The organism is Streptomyces sp. NPDC002130, assembly GCF_040296465.1.
Lineage (GTDB): Bacteria > Actinomycetota > Actinomycetes > Streptomycetales > Streptomycetaceae > Streptomyces.
Map to the genome: position 1 here is coordinate 1 of NZ_JBEOXI010000210.1, position 14,428 is coordinate 14,428.

Genomic DNA, 14,428 nt, shown 5'->3' on the forward strand with positions numbered 1-14,428 from the left:
ACGCGCAACTGCGGCGTTGTCGTCGGTCACCGACGCTCCGCGTCGACTCCCTCCTCCGCCTTGCAGCTCCACGCACCAGGCCCCGCTCACCGGCGCTGAAAGAATCCGCCGATTCCCTGCGGCCTGATCCAAACGACAGGCCCTAGACGTCACCGGGGCCGGGGCCCCGCGAGATTCCCAGCAGCAGCGCGCCCGTCGGCTCCGCCACGATGTCCTCCACGGTGACCGGGTCCAGGGAGGTGAAGAACGCCTCCTGGGCCCGGCGCAGGGCACCGCGCAGGCGGCAGGCGGCGTTGAGGGGGCAGGGCGTGGGGCCCTCGCAGTCGACCACGTCACCGCCGCCCTCGAAGGCGCGGACCACGGCGCCCACCGAGGCCGTACGGCCCTGCTCGGTGAGGGTGAGGCCGCCGCCCCGGCCGCGGCGGGCCTCCAGCAGACCCATGTGCTGGAGCTCGGCGACGACCTTCGCCAGGTGGGTGTACGGCACGTCCATACCGTCCGCGACGTCCCGGGTCGTCGGACTCGACCCGCCCGCGACGGAGAGCCGCATCAGCACCCGCAGGGCGAGGTCGGTGGAGCGCAGCAGCCGCATGCGGGCAGCGTATGTAATGGGAATCTGCCGCTCAAATTATCGGGAATCCGCGAGCGGGTCATGGGGCGGGAGCGCGACGCGGGGACCGGTGAAGCTGTCGGGCGGCTGTCGGTGCCGTATCGATTCGGCCCATTCCCGCGGCTGCTCTACGAGGCGCCCCGTCTCCCCCACTACGATCACTCCACCCGACCGTCACTTTTCCCACGAAGGACACCTCATGGGCTCCGCCAACAAGAGCAGCACGGGACGCAAGGCGCGAATAGAGGAGATGCGGCGCGCCGAGCAGGCCCGTGAGCGCCGCAACCGGGTCCTCACCATCGCGGCCAGCGTGGTGGTCGTGGCCGGGCTCGTGGTCGGCGGCGTCGTGCTGGTGCGGTCCCAGGACGACAAGGGCAGTGACGTCGCGACGAGCGACTCCTCGGGCAAGGGCAAGTTCGTGACGGGCAAGGACGGCGTGAGGACGTGGGAGGGCAAGCTGTCCCGCAACCACGTCACCAAGGCCGTGAAGTACGCCTCCGAACCGCCGGTCGGCGGCGACCACAACCCGGTCTGGATGAACTGCAACGGCGACGTCTACAGCGAGCCGTTGAAGAACACCAACGCCGTGCACTCGCTGGAGCACGGCGCGGTGTGGGTGACGTACAACGCCGACGCGAAGAAGGCCGACGTCGACGCGCTCGCGGCGAAGGTGAAGAAGACGCCGTACACGCTGATGAGCCCGATGGACGACCAGAAGGACCCGATCATGCTCTCGGCGTGGGGCCACCAGCGCACGGTGACGGGCGCGAAGGACCCGAACGTGGACAAGTTCTTCGAGAAGTTCGTCCAGGGCGAGCAGACCCCCGAGCCGGGGGCCGCCTGCACGAACGGGCTGTCCAAGTGAGGCAGGCCGGCCTGATCGCCGGGGCCGCGGCGACGGCGCTCGTCGCGACCGGTGCGATCACCTACGCCGTCGCGGGGGACGACGGCAGCGGCAGGACGCCCTCCGCCGACTCCGCGGACGCCGGGTTCGCGCGGGACATGGCGGTGCACCACCAGCAGGCGGTGGAGATGTCGTACATCGTGCGCGACCGCACCGAGAACGAGGAGGTCCGGCGCCTGGCGTACGACATCGCGCAGACGCAGGCCAACCAGCGCGGCATGATGCTCGGCTGGCTCGACCTGTGGGGCCTGCCGAAGGTGTCCTCCAAGCCGCCGATGACCTGGATGGACATGGGCGGCATGGCCTCCGCCAAGGACGGCGCGCTGATGCCGGGCATGGCGACCAACTCCGAGATGAAGAAGCTCGGCGAGCTCAGCGGGAAGCAGGCGGAGGTCTTCTACCTCCAGCTGATGACGGACCATCACAAGGGCGGCGTCCACATGGCCGAGGGGTGTGTGGAGCGGTGCGCGGTCGGCGTGGAGAAGCGGCTCGCCCAGGGCATGGTGGACGCGCAGCAGTCGGAGATCGCGCTGATGGCGGACATGCTCAAGGAGCGGGGCGCGACGGCGCGGCCGTAGGGACACGGGGGGGCGTAAGGCCTCACATCGCCCTGCCCGGCGGCCTCTTGGGCTCTTCTTGGCCTCCGTAGAGCGGTTCTTGGGCTGCGCCATTCCCTGGCATGAACGGTTCATCGCGAGAGTGGCGACCGTCGAGTGATCCACTCACGACGAACCGCAGGGGGTTCCATGAGATCCAACCGCGCCACGGTGCGCGCCGGGGTGAGTCTGGCAGCGACACTGCCGATGCTCGCCGGTGCGCTGGCGCTCGGCATACCCACGGCCCACGCCGCCGACCACCCGCTCCGCGACCTGCTGGCCGGGACCCGGCCCGCGTGGGCCACCGCAAGGGCGGACAAGGGCGCCACCTCCGACGGCGCCCGCGTCTCGGCCCGGGTCTACCTCACCGGCAAGGACGCCGCGGGCCTGGCCGCCTACGCCAAGGCCGTCTCCGACCCGAGCTCGGCGTCGTACGGCAAGTACCTGACGGCCGAGCAGGCGCAGGCCCGCTTCGGTGCGACCCCGGCCCAGGTGGCGGCCGTGAAGTCCTGGCTGACGGCCGCAGGCCTGAAGGTCACCGGCGTCACGCGGCACTACGTCTCCGTCAGCGGTGACGTGGCCGCCGCCGAGAAGGCGTTCGGCACCCAGTTGCACAACTTCGCCAAGGGCTCGAAGACCTACCGCGCCCCGGCGAGCACCGCCTCCGTACCGCAGAGCCTGGCCGACGCCGTCCTGACCGTGACCGGGCTGGACAACGCCCCGCACATGGCCACGCACGACGACCAACTGCCTCCGCCGGACACCGTGTTCCGCAACGCCGGGCCGTTCTCCTCGTACTACGGCTCCACCACCGCGAGCACGCTCCCGGACGCCTACGGCAAGAAGATCCCGTACGCCGTCAAGGGCTACACGGGCAAGCAGCTGCGGGCCGCCTACGGCGCGGGCACGCGCACCGGCAAGGGTGTCCGGGTCGCCATCACGGACGCGTACGCCTCCCCGACGATCGCCTACGACGCCGGCACCTACGCCAAGCGCAACGGCGACGCGGCGTGGAAGACGGGCCAGCTGCACCAGGTGCTGCCCAAGAAGTACACGGACACCGAGGACTGCTCGGCCTCCGGCTGGTACGGCGAGGAGACCCTGGACGTCGAGGCCGTGCACGCGGTCGCGCCCGCCGCGGACGTCACGTACGTCGGCGCCGCCTCCTGCAACGACGACGACCTGCTCGACGCGCTCGGCAAGGTCGTCGACAAGCACCTGGCCGACATCGTCTCCAACTCGTGGGGCGAGGTCGAGGCCGCGCAGACCCCCGACCTCGCGGCCGCCTACGACCAGGTCTTCCAGCTGGGCGCGGTCGAGGGCATCGGCTTCTACTTCTCCTCCGGCGACGACGGCGACGAGGTCGCGAGCTCCGGGACGAAGCAGGTCGACTCCCCGGCCAACTCGGCATGGGTCACCGCCGTCGGCGGCACCTCGCTGGCCGTCGGCAAGAACGACACGTACCTCTGGGAGACCGGCTGGGGCACCGACAAGGCGAACCTGTCGGCCGACGGCAAGAGCTGGACCGACTTCCCCGGCGCGTTCACCTCCGGCGCGGGCGGCGGCACGAGCAGGACCGTCGCCGAGCCCACCTACCAGCAGGGCGTCGTGCCGGACGCGCTGGCGAAGGCCAACAGCGCGGGCGGCAACCGGGTCGTCCCGGACATCGCGGCGATCGCCGACCCGAACACCGGCTTCCTGGTGGGGCAGACGCAGACGCTCCCCGACGGCAAGAAGCAGGCATACAGCGAATACCGCATCGGCGGCACCTCGCTCGCGGCCCCGACGATCGCGGCCATCCAGGCCCTGGCGCAGGAGGCCCGCGGCGGCAAGGCGATCGGCTTCGCCAACCCGGCGATCTACGCCAAGGCCGGCTCCAAGGTCTACCACGACGTCACCGACAACCCGACGGACTCCGGCCTCGCCGTGGCCCGCGTCGACTTCGTGAACGGCTACGACGCCACCGGCGGCCTGTCCACGTCCGTGCGCAGCCTCGGCAAGGACAGCTCGCTCGCGGCCGTGAAGGGCTACGACGACGTCACCGGCGTGGGCTCCCCCGCGAACGGTTACGTCGAGTCGTACCGGCGCCGCTGACTTCGCCGGCTTCCGCTGACCTCCGCAAGGGGACATGGGGTGGTGTGGGGTGACTCACACCACCCCATTGTGTCGCACTGACGATTACACTGGGCGGCGTGCCTCAACTACGTCTCGCCCTGAACCAGATCGACGCCGGCGTGGGCGACCTCGCCGGTAACACCGAGTCGATCGTCCGCTGGACCCGGCACTCCGCCGAACAGGGAGCGCATCTCGTCGCGTTCCCGGAGATGGTGCTGACCGGGTATCCCGTCGAGGACCTGGCGCTCAGGTCGTCCTTCGTCGAGGCCTCCCGCGCGGCGCTGCGCGCTCTCGCCGCGCGCCTGGCCGAGGAGGGCTTCGGAGAGCTGCCGGTGATCGTCGGCTATCTCGACCGCAGCGCGACCGCCCAGCCGAAGTACGGCCAGCCGGCCGGCGCGCCGCAGAACGCCGGGGCGGTGCTCCACCGCGGCGAGGTGGTCCTGAACTTCGCCAAGCACCACCTGCCGAACTACGGCGTCTTCGACGAGTTCCGCTACTTCGTGCCCGGCGACAGCATGCCGGTGCTGCGGGTGCACGGCGTGGATGTCGCCCTGGCCATCTGCGAGGACCTCTGGCAGGACGGCGGCCGTGTCCCCGCCGCCCGTTCGGCCCAGGCGGGCCTGCTGGTGTCCATCAACGCCTCCCCCTATGAGCGCAACAAGGACGACACGCGCCTGGAGCTGGTCCGCAAGCGGGCCCAGGAGGCCGGCTGCACGACGGCGTACCTGGCGATGATCGGTGGCCAGGACGAGCTGGTGTTCGACGGTGACTCGATCGTGGTCGACCGGGACGGCGAGGTCGTGGCGCGTGCCCCGCAGTTCGCCGAGGGCTGCGTGGTCCTGGACCTGGACCTGCCGGCGGCGTCGCCCGACGCGCCGACGGGCGTGGTCGACGACGGTCTGCGCATCGACCGGGTCGTCCTCTCCGAGGAGCCGCTCGCCCCGTACGAGCCGGAGCTCACGGGTGGCTACGCGGACCGTCTGGACGACGACGAGGAGGTCTACTCGGCGCTGGTCGTCGGCCTGCGGGCGTACGTCGCGAAGAACGGATTCACGTCGGTCCTGATCGGCCTGTCGGGCGGCATCGACTCGGCGCTGGTCGCGGCGATCGCGTGCGACGCGGTCGGCGCGCAGAGCGTGTACGGCGTGTCGATGCCGTCGAAGTACTCCTCGGACCACTCCAAGGACGACGCGGCCGAACTGGCCCGTCGCACGGGCCTGAACTACCGGACCGTGGCCATCGAGCCGATGTTCGACGCGTACATGGGCGCGCTGGGCCTGACGGGTCTGGCCGAGGAGAACCTCCAGTCGCGCCTGCGCGGCACGCTGCTCATGGCGATCTCCAACCAGGAGGGCCACATCGTCCTGGCCCCGGGCAACAAGTCGGAGCTGGCGGTCGGCTACTCGACGCTGTACGGCGACTCCGTCGGGGCGTACGGCCCGATCAAGGACGTGTACAAGACGTCGGTATTCCGCCTCGCCGAGTGGCGCAACCGGGCCGCCCGGGAGCGGGGCCAGACCCCGCCGATCCCGGAGAACTCGATCACCAAGCCCCCGAGCGCGGAACTGCGCCCGGGCCAGGTCGACACGGACTCGCTGCCCGACTACCCGGTGCTGGACGCGCTCCTGGAGCTGTACGTCGACCGGGACCGGGGGGCGGACGAGATCGTGGCGGCCGGGTTCGACGCGGAGCTGGTCGCGAAGACGCTGCGGATGGTCGACACGGCCGAGTACAAGCGGCGCCAGTACCCGCCGGGCACGAAGATCTCCCCGAAGGGCTTCGGCAAGGACCGGCGGCTGCCGATCACGAACGGGTGGCGGGAGTCGCTCTGAGTTGCCGGGTCGGGAGGACTTGATAGGCAAGTGAGTGCTTGCCTATTGTGGGGTCGTGGCCGATGACCTTTTCAAAGCCTTGGCCGACCCCACCCGGCGCACCATCCTCGACGAGCTCGCGGAGAAGTCCGGTCAGACGCTGTTCGAGATCTGCTCGCGACTGAGCATGAAGCACCGGCTCGGCATCTCGCGCCAGGCGGTCTCCCAGCACCTCGCGGTGCTGGAGGCCGCCGGGCTCGTCGAGACGAGGCGGGAGGGCCGCTACAAGTTCCACGACCTGAACACGGCTCCGTTGCGCCACATCACCGAGAGATGGCTCGGACGCGGGGCACCCGGGCCGGAAGAGAGCACCTCATGAGGATCCATCTCACCAGCGTCTTCGTCGACGACCAGGCCAAAGCGCTCCGCTTCTACACCGAGGTCCTCGGCTTCGTGAAGAAGTACGACGTCCCGGTGGGCGAGACGGACCGGTGGCTGACCGTCGTCTCCCCCGAGAACCCCGGCGGCACGGAGCTGCTCCTGGAACCCGCCGGCCACCCGGCCGTCAAGCCCTACCGCGACGCGCTCGCCGCCGACGGCATCCCGGTGGCCCAGTTCGCCGTCGACGACGTCCGCGCCGAGTACGAGCGCCTCAGCGGCCTCGGTGTCCGCTTCACCCAGGAGCCCCTGGACATGGGCCCGGTGACCACGGCCGTCTTCGACGACACCTGCGGCAACCTCATCCAGATCGCGACCCAGCCGCAGGAGTAGTCCGGCGGTACCGGGCGGTTTCGCCGAACCCGACCAACGCGCCGACGTACTGACAGGCGGTCAGATAGCGTCGGGCCCACCGTGAAGTGGGGGTTGGTCATGAGCGAGCGGGTTGTTCCGGCGCGTGTTCTGGCCGCGGAACGCCTCGCCGTCGAGGCGGGGTTCGGGAAGAGCTGCATCCGGGAGGTCGGCAGGCTGCTGAGGACGGCCGCCGCCGCCAAGCCCGGCGGGGTCGTCGCCGAGAGCGGCACCGGGTCGGGTGTGGGGACCGCCTGGCTGCACAGCGGCCTCGGGGACGGTGCGCGGCTCGTCACCGTGGAACGGGACGAGGTTCTCGCCCGTCGCGCGGCCGGGGTGTTCGCCGACGACAGCCGCGTCAGCGTGCTGACCGGTGACTGGCGGCTACTCGAACGACACGCCCCGTTCGACGTGTTCTTCTGCGACGGCGGCGGCAAGCGGGACGACCCCCGCAGGGTCGTCGAGCTGCTCGCCCCCGGGGGGATTCTCGTCCTGGACGACTTCACTCCCTCGGCCGAGTGGCCGCCCCGGTTCGAGGGCGAGGTGGACGAGCTGCGCCTGTTCTACCTCACCCATCCGGACCTGGACGCGGCCGAGGTCCTCACCACTCCCACCAGTTCGGCGGTCGTCGCGGCGCGGCGGCAGACGGCCCGGTAGACGAAGAAGCGGCAGCCCGTGGGTCTGTCCCAAGGCCGCCGCCTGACGAAAAACGGCGGCAGACCGTGGGGAGCCGGCCCCACAGGCTGCCGTGTGCCGGAAGCCGTCAGTGGTGCACCGGTTCCGCCTCCTGCGGGACGTGGCTCGCCACGATCCGCTCGCGCCCGGTGGCCGGGGCCCGGCGGCGGTCCACCGCGTAGGCCAGCGACGCCACGGCCAGTCCGAGAACGGCCAGGGCCACACCGGTCAGGGCCGGGGAGGTGACGCCGAAGCCCGCGGCCAGGGCCAGGCCGCCGATCCAGGCGCCGCCGGCGTTGGCCAGGTTGAAGGCGGCCTGGTTGGCCGAGGAGGCCAGGGACGGGGCCGAGGAGGCCTTCTCCATGACCATGAGCTGGAGGGGGGAGCCGGTGGCGAAGGCCGTCAGACCCAGCAGGATCACGGCGACGGCGGCCGTGACCTCCGTGCGCATCAGCAGCGGGAACAGCGCCAGGACCACCACCAGCGAGGCGAGGCAGCCGAACAGCGTGCCGCGCAGGGAGTGGTCGGCCATGCGGCCGCCCAGCAGGTTTCCGGCGGTCGCGCCGACGCCGAACAGTGCCAGCAGCAGGGTGACGCTGGCGTCGGCGTAGCCGGCGGCGTCCGTGAGCATCGGCGTGATGTAGCTGTAGGCCGAGAAGAGGGCACCGAAGCCCGCGACGGTCGTGCCGAGCGACAGCCAGACCGGCAGCGAGCTCAGGGCGGCGAGTTCGCCGCGCAGGCCCTTGGCGGTGGCGTGCTCGTGGTCCTGCGGGATGAGGAGCGCGAGCGCGGCGATGGCCACCAGGCCGATGGCGCTGACGCCGAGGAAGGTCGCCCTCCAGCCGAGGTGCTGACCCATCAGGGTCGCGACCGGCACGCCCGCGACGTTCGCGATGGTCAGGCCGAGGAACATCAGCGAGACCGAGCGCGCCTTGCGTTCGGGGGCGACCATGCTCGTCGCGACGACGGCGCCAACGCCGAAGAAGGCGCCGTGCGGCAGGCCGCTCAGGAAGCGGGCGGCCAGCAGCCAGCCGTTGTCCGGCGCGAGGGCCGACAGGGCGTTGCCCACGACGAACAGTCCCATCAGGCCGGTCAGAACCGTGCGCCGGGACATCTTGGCGGTGACCGCGGCAAGCAGCGGGGCGCCGATCACGACGCCCAGCGCGTACGCCGACACCAGATGGCCGGCGCTGGGTATCGAGATGTTCAGGTCGTCCGCGACGTCGGGCAGCAGCCCCATCATCACGAACTCGGTCGTACCGATGCCGAAGGCGCCCACGGCAAGGGCGAGCAGGGCCAGGGGCATGAATGAGCCTTTCGAGACTTGCTTGGAGATCCGTACGCGTATGTTCAAGTACGGAACAAAGTCTCGCAGGCGCGCTATTCCACGCCCTGCCGCCTTCGGCGCGGATTTCCGGCAGCAGGGCTGTGACCAGGGAGTTTCAGGAACCGCTTGTGGTGACACTCACACGGGCCGCGACCGGCAGATGGTCGCTGCCGGTCTGCGGCAGGGTCCACGAGCTCTCCGGCTTCAGGCCCCGGACCATGATCTGGTCGATGCGCGCCATCGGGAACGACGCGGGCCAGCTGAAGCCGAAACCGTTGCCGGCCGCGCCCTGCGTGGAACGCATCTGCGAGGTGACGGCGTTGAGCGCGCGGTCGTTCATCGTGCCGTTCAGGTCGCCGAGCAGGACGACGTTCTTCAGCGGTTCGTGGGCGATGGCCTCGCCGAGGTAGTCGGCGCTCCGGTCGCGCTGCCGGGCCGTGAAGCCGGCCTCCATCTTCACGCGCACCGACGGCAGATGGGCGACGTAGACCGCGACCTGTCCGGCCGGGGCGGTCACGGTGGCGCGCATCGCGCGGGTCCAGCCCATGTCGAGGTCGACGTCCCGCACGCCGGTCAGCGGGTACTTGCTCCACACCCCGACCGTGCCCTGCACCGAGTGGTAGCGGTACGTCGGCGCCAGCGCCTTCTCGTACGTCGGGACGGCGGCCGGTGTCAGCTCCTCCAGGGCGAGGACGTCCGCGCCGGAGGCGGCCACGTCACGGGCGGTGCCGGCCGGGTCGGGGTTGTCGGCGTTGACGTTGTGCGTGACCACCGTGAGGTCGCCGCCGGTGGCGGTCTTGTCGCTGAGCTGGCCGCCGAAGAGGTTCAGCCAGACCACGGACGGCAGCACCACCGCGATCAGCGCGGTCGCGGACTTGCGGACCAGGGCGAGGACGAGCAGCACCGGGACGAGGAGGCCCAGCCAGGGCAGGAACGTCTCGGTGAGGCTGCCCAGGTTGCCGATCATGTTCGGGATGCGCGAGTGCAGCACCATGACCAGGGCCAGCAGCACCGCGCCCGCGGCGACGAACAGGCCGCGCCGCCAGATCCGCGGGTCGCCCCGCCAGGGGCCCGCCAGCCGGTCGAACAGGCGCCGAAGCCGGGTTCCCCGGTGCTCGGGCCCCGAGCCGCCGTTGTCCGTCTCCGTCATGTACGCCTGCTGCGCCATACCGTCGCCTCACTGCCTGCCGTGCACACCATCGCCCCCGTGTCCTTACGACCCTAGGGGATGATCCGTTCCGTTCCCGCCGTCCTGTGACGGCCGTACGGGGGCGATGACGTCCGAGTCCCCGAGGAGAGTTCCGGTCACGCCCGCCGAAAGCGCCGTCTGTGACGAAACGCGCACACTCAGCCGGGCCGGTGGGACTCGGAACTGACGGGGCGTAGGCCTTCGAGCAGGGTGTCGACGACCTGCTCGGCGAGGTCGTCGGGGAGGTCGGCGTCGGTGTGCAGCACGGCGCGCAACAGCATCGGTCCGACGAACAGGTCGTTGAGCAGTTCCAGGTCGAGGTCCGCGCGCAGTTCGCCGTTCTCCTGGCCGCGACCGAGGACCTCCAGGCCGAGCCGGCGGCGCGGGGCGACGACGGTGGCGTGGTACGCCGCCCACAGTTTCGGGCTGCTCTTCATCTGGGCCTGGACGCTGTGCAGGATCGCCGAGGAGCGGTTGGCCAGACCGCGCCGGCGCACCTGCTCCAGCAGGACCACGAGGTCGTCGCGCATGGAGGTGCCGGGGAGCGGCGGGTCCGGGGGTTCGGCGGTGCGCACGACGTCGACGAAGAGTTCCTCCTTGCCGCTCCAGCGGCGGTAGATGGTGGCCTTGCCGACGCCCGCGGTGCGGGCGATGCGCTCGATGGACAGCTCCGCGAGGGGCACGCCCTCCTCCAGGAGCTTCATCACGCCCTCGATGATGGCGCGCTCGACGGCCTCGCTTCTGGGACGTCCCCTCGCGGGACCGTCGTGCGGGGGGTGCCGTTCGGCGAGGCTCACGTCGCTGCTTCCTTTCCTGACCCGGCGGCGGCCGTTGCGTGCTGCGCGGAGGTGAATTCTCCCGCAGTCCTACGATCTGGTGTGCGACAACTCCTGTTCGTCCTCGGTCCCCTGGGCCGCCGGCGGCTTGCCCGGCAGGAACAGCGCCACGACGACCGCGCCGAGCACGGCGACGCCCGCGCCCCACAGGGCGGTGATGTGCATCGCGTGCAGGAACGCGTCGTACGCCGGGGTGACCAGGGACTCGCCCCGCGGGCCCAGCTTGTCCGCGATGCCGAGCGTGGCCTCGATGGACTCCCCCGCGGTGTGCCGCAGCGCCGGGGGGAGGGCGCCGAGCTTGTCCTCGATGCCCGTGCGGTACGCCGTGGACAGCACCGAGCCGAGGACGGCGATGCCGAGGGCGCCGCCGACCTGCCGGAAGGTGTTGCTGAGCGCGGAGGCGGAGCCGGCCTTCTCGCGGGGCAGGGCCTGCATGATGACGACGCTGACCGGCGTCATGATGTGCGCCATGCCGGTGCCCATCAGGAAGAAGATCACTTCCAGGATCCAGATGGGTGTGTCGGCGTCCAGGGCGGCGAAGGCGGCCAGCATGGCGGCGATGACGAGCAGGCCGGCCGTGGTCGTGGCCTTGTTGCCGATGCGGTCGACCACCAGCCGGGCGCGCGGCGCGAAGATCATCTGGGCGGCGGCCAGCGGCAGCATCAGCAGACCGGTCTGCAGCGGCGAGTAGCCGCGCACGCTCTGGGTGTAGAAGACGGAGAAGAAGGTCACGCCCATCAGGGCGAAGAAGACCAGCGCGATGGCGGCGATGGCGGCCGAGAAGACCTTGTTCTTGAAGTACGTGACGTCTATCGACGGATGGTCGCTGCGCTTTTCGAACACGACGAACGCGACGAGTACGGCGAGACCGGCGCCGATGGTGGACAGCACCTTGGCGTCGGTGAAGTCGGCGAGCTGGCCGCCCTTGATGATGCCGTAGACGAGCAGGACCAGGCCTACGACGGACAGCACCACGCCGACGGGGTCGACCCGGCCGGGGTTCGGGTCGCGCGAGTCGGGCACCAGCCAGAGCATCAGCGCGAGTGCGAGCAGCACGATCGGCACGTTGATGAGGAAGACCGAGCCCCACCAGAAGTGGTCGAGCAGCACGCCGCCGGTGATCGGGCCGATGGCGATGGCGAGTCCGACGCCGCCCGCCCAGATGCCGATGGCCTTCGGCTGCTCCTCGCGCTCGAAGACGTTCATGAGGACGGCGAGGGTGGCGGGCATCACGAACGCGGCGCCCAGGCCCATCACCGCCCGGAAGGTGATCAGCTCGGCCGGCGAGCCGGAGAACGCGGCGAACGCGGAGCCGATGCCGAACACGGCGAGACCGCCGAGCAGCACCTTCTTGCGGCCCAGCCGGTCGCCGAGCAGCCCGGCGGTGAACAGCAGGCCCGCGAAGACGAGGGTGTAGGCGTTGATCGCCCACTCCAGCTCGCTCTGCGTGGCGCCCAGGCCGGTGGGGGCCGGGGTGGAGATCGTCTTGATGGCGACGTTCAGGATCGAGTTGTCGAGCACGACGATCAGCAGGCTCAGCATCAGCACGCCGAGGATCGCCCAGCGGCGCCGGTGCACCGCTTCCGGTACGCGCGGGCCGGTGGGGGCGGCCGGATCGGCAGGAGTAGTCATGAAGGCGAGCCTAGAACCATTTCGATACGAGACCGTCTCGTATTGGAATTCTCTTACCCGGATCTTACGCGGCTTTTGCCGTCCGGGCTCCGAGGAAGGAACTCACAGGGGCTCCCCTAGCCCTCGGTGGCACGAGGTGCCACCATGGACGTGGTCCGGGGACGCCGTCAGGGCGCCTCGAGATGACGTGTTAGGAGCCGTGCAATGACGCAGCTTCCGGCTGCCCAGACTGCTCAGCAGAAGTCCTCCGACGGCGGCAAGGCGCTGTACGGGGGCAAGGGCACCCGCCGTATCACCGTGCGCGACATCGCCGCCGCCAAGGAGCGCGGCGAGAAGTGGCCGATGCTCACCGCGTACGACGCGATGACGGCGTCCGTGTTCGACGAGGCCGGGATCCCGGTGATGCTCGTCGGCGACTCGGCGGGCAACTGCCACCTCGGGTACGAGACGACCGTGCCCGTCACCCTCGACCAGATGACGATGCTGTCGGCGGCGGTCGTACGGGGCACCTCCCGTGCCCTGATCGTCGGCGACCTGCCCTTCGGCTCCTACCAGGAGGGTCCGGTGCAGGCGCTGCGCTCGGCGACCCGGCTGGTGAAGGAGGCGGGCGTGCAGGCCGTGAAGCTGGAGGGGGGCGAGCGGTCGCACGAGCAGATCCGGCTGCTCGTCGAGTCCGGCATCCCGGTCATGGCGCACATCGGGCTGACCCCGCAGTCGGTCAACGCGATGGGCTACCGCGTGCAGGGGCGGGGCGAGGAGGCGGCCCAGCAGCTGCTGCGGGACGCGAAGGCCGTGCAGGACGCGGGTGCGTTCGCGGTGGTGCTGGAGCTGGTTCCGGCGGAGCTGGCCGCCGAGGTCACGCGAGTGCTGCACATCCCGACCGTCGGCATCGGGGCGGGCCCCGAGACCGACGCGCAGGTGCTGGTGTGGACCGACATGCTCGGTCTGACCGGCGGGCGGGTGCCGAAGTTCGTGAAGCAGTACGCCAACCTGCGTGAGGTCATGGGCGACGCGGTGAAGGCGTTCGCGGACGAGGTCGTCGGCGGAACGTTCCCGCAGGAGGAGAACTCCGTCCACTAGGGAGTCACAGAGAGCCACAGCGGTACCACGGACAGCCCGTCGATCTCCCCCAGTCGACGGGCTGTTCCCTTTCGCCGGGACCACCGACAGAGGCTGTCGGCGGCTTGTCGGTGATTTGTCGGTGGGGCCTGCGACGGTCTGTCTCATGACGCGAATCGACACACAGACCAGCGGCGCCGCTGTCACCGTGCGGGGGCTGGTGAAGCACTACGGGGAGACCAAGGCTCTGGACGGGGTCGACCTGGAGGTGCGGGAGGGCACCGTGATGGGGGTGCTCGGGCCGAACGGGGCCGGGAAGACCACCCTGGTGCGGATCCTGTCCACCCTGCTGGCGCCCGACTCCGGGCAGGCCACGGTGGCCGGGTACGACGTCGTACGGCAGCCGCGGCAGCTGCGGCGGGTGATAGGGCTCACCGGGCAGTACGCCTCCGTCGACGAGAAGCTCTCGGGCTGGGAGAACCTGTACATGATCGGGCGGCTGCTCGATCTGCCCCGCAAGGAGGCCCGTGCCCGTGCCGACGGGCTGCTGGAGCGCTTCTCGCTGACCGAGGCGGCCAAGCGGCCGGCGGCGACGTACTCCGGGGGAATGCGGCGCCGGCTGGACCTGGCCGCGTCGATGATCGGCCGGCCGGCCGTGCTCTTCCTCGACGAGCCGACCACCGGCCTCGACCCCCGCACCCGCAACGAGGTGTGGGACGAGGTCAAGCGCATGGTCGGCGACGGGGTCACCGTGCTGCTCACCACCCAGTACATGGAGGAGGCCGAGCAGCTCGCCTCCGAGCTGACGGTCGTCGACCGCGGCCAGGTCATCGCCGGGGGCGCGATCGAGGCGCTGAAGGCGAAGGTCGGCGGCCGGGCGCTGCG

General features: G+C 70.7%; 14 protein-coding genes. 9 read left to right on the forward strand and 5 right to left on the reverse strand.

Going from position 1 to position 14,428, the window contains the following annotated elements; all coding sequences use genetic code 11:
- Window positions 1-142: 142 nt before the first annotated feature.
- Window positions 143-592, reverse strand: a complete 450-nt coding sequence (locus tag ABT116_RS30915) for an RrF2 family transcriptional regulator (RefSeq protein WP_351640584.1) — start codon at window positions 590-592, stop codon at window positions 143-145.
- Window positions 593-809: 217 nt separating this feature from the next.
- Between ABT116_RS30915 and ABT116_RS30920 the strand changes: the two genes are divergently transcribed.
- The 7 genes from ABT116_RS30920 to ABT116_RS30950 all read left to right on the forward strand — a co-directional run bounded on the left by ABT116_RS30920 (window position 810) and on the right by ABT116_RS30950 (window position 7,482).
- Window positions 810-1,475 (forward strand): thioredoxin-like domain-containing protein, encoded by a 666-nt coding sequence (locus ABT116_RS30920; protein ID WP_351640586.1) that lies wholly within the window; start codon window positions 810-812, stop codon window positions 1,473-1,475.
- Window positions 1,472-2,092: a DUF305 domain-containing protein gene (locus tag ABT116_RS30925; RefSeq protein WP_351640588.1), complete on the forward strand. Its 621-nt coding sequence runs from the start codon at window positions 1,472-1,474 to the stop codon at window positions 2,090-2,092. Before ABT116_RS30920 ends, ABT116_RS30925 begins: the two co-directional genes overlap by 4 nt.
- 168 nt (window positions 2,093-2,260) lie before the next feature.
- Window positions 2,261-4,204, forward strand: a complete 1,944-nt coding sequence (locus ABT116_RS30930) for a S53 family peptidase (protein WP_351640589.1) — start codon at window positions 2,261-2,263, stop codon at window positions 4,202-4,204.
- Between the two features lie 98 nt (window positions 4,205-4,302).
- Window positions 4,303-6,057, forward strand: a complete 1,755-nt coding sequence (locus tag ABT116_RS30935) for an NAD+ synthase (RefSeq protein WP_351640591.1) — start codon at window positions 4,303-4,305, stop codon at window positions 6,055-6,057.
- Window positions 6,058-6,112: 55 nt separating this feature from the next.
- Window positions 6,113-6,415 (forward strand): ArsR/SmtB family transcription factor, encoded by a 303-nt coding sequence (locus tag ABT116_RS30940; RefSeq protein ID WP_351640593.1) that lies wholly within the window; start codon window positions 6,113-6,115, stop codon window positions 6,413-6,415.
- Window positions 6,412-6,807, forward strand: coding sequence for a VOC family protein (locus ABT116_RS30945; RefSeq protein ID WP_351640594.1), 396 nt, complete (start codon window positions 6,412-6,414; stop codon window positions 6,805-6,807). Before ABT116_RS30940 ends, ABT116_RS30945 begins: the two co-directional genes overlap by 4 nt.
- 99 nt (window positions 6,808-6,906) lie before the next feature.
- Window positions 6,907-7,482, forward strand: coding sequence for an O-methyltransferase (locus tag ABT116_RS30950; protein WP_502983962.1), 576 nt, complete (start codon window positions 6,907-6,909; stop codon window positions 7,480-7,482).
- Between the two features lie 106 nt (window positions 7,483-7,588).
- Here ABT116_RS30950 and ABT116_RS30955 read toward each other — a convergent pair whose 3' ends face one another.
- The 4 genes from ABT116_RS30955 to ABT116_RS30970 form a co-directional block, all read right to left on the reverse strand.
- The gene (locus ABT116_RS30955; protein WP_351640596.1) at window positions 7,589-8,806 is read right to left on the reverse strand and encodes an MFS transporter; all 1,218 of its coding nucleotides are present in this window, start codon (window positions 8,804-8,806) and stop codon (window positions 7,589-7,591) included.
- Between the two features lie 136 nt (window positions 8,807-8,942).
- On the reverse strand, window positions 8,943-9,995 hold the full coding sequence (locus ABT116_RS30960) for an endonuclease/exonuclease/phosphatase family protein (RefSeq protein ID WP_351640598.1): 1,053 nt from the start codon (window positions 9,993-9,995) through the stop codon (window positions 8,943-8,945).
- A gap of 179 nt (window positions 9,996-10,174) precedes the next feature.
- Window positions 10,175-10,813 carry a TetR/AcrR family transcriptional regulator gene (locus tag ABT116_RS30965; RefSeq protein WP_351640600.1) on the reverse strand — a complete coding sequence of 213 codons (639 nt, stop codon included), beginning with the start codon at window positions 10,811-10,813 and terminating at the stop codon, window positions 10,175-10,177.
- A 69-nt stretch (window positions 10,814-10,882) separates the two neighbouring features.
- Window positions 10,883-12,484 carry an MFS transporter gene (locus ABT116_RS30970; RefSeq protein WP_351640601.1) on the reverse strand — a complete coding sequence of 534 codons (1,602 nt, stop codon included), beginning with the start codon at window positions 12,482-12,484 and terminating at the stop codon, window positions 10,883-10,885.
- A 204-nt stretch (window positions 12,485-12,688) separates the two neighbouring features.
- Between ABT116_RS30970 and panB the strand changes: the two genes are divergently transcribed.
- Both panB and ABT116_RS30980 read left to right on the forward strand, forming a co-directional pair.
- On the forward strand, window positions 12,689-13,564 hold the full coding sequence (gene panB, locus ABT116_RS30975) for a 3-methyl-2-oxobutanoate hydroxymethyltransferase (protein WP_351640603.1): 876 nt from the start codon (window positions 12,689-12,691) through the stop codon (window positions 13,562-13,564).
- Between the two features lie 145 nt (window positions 13,565-13,709).
- A partial coding sequence (locus ABT116_RS30980; RefSeq protein ID WP_351640604.1) for an ATP-binding cassette domain-containing protein occupies window positions 13,710-14,428 on the forward strand: 719 nt, incomplete at its 3' end.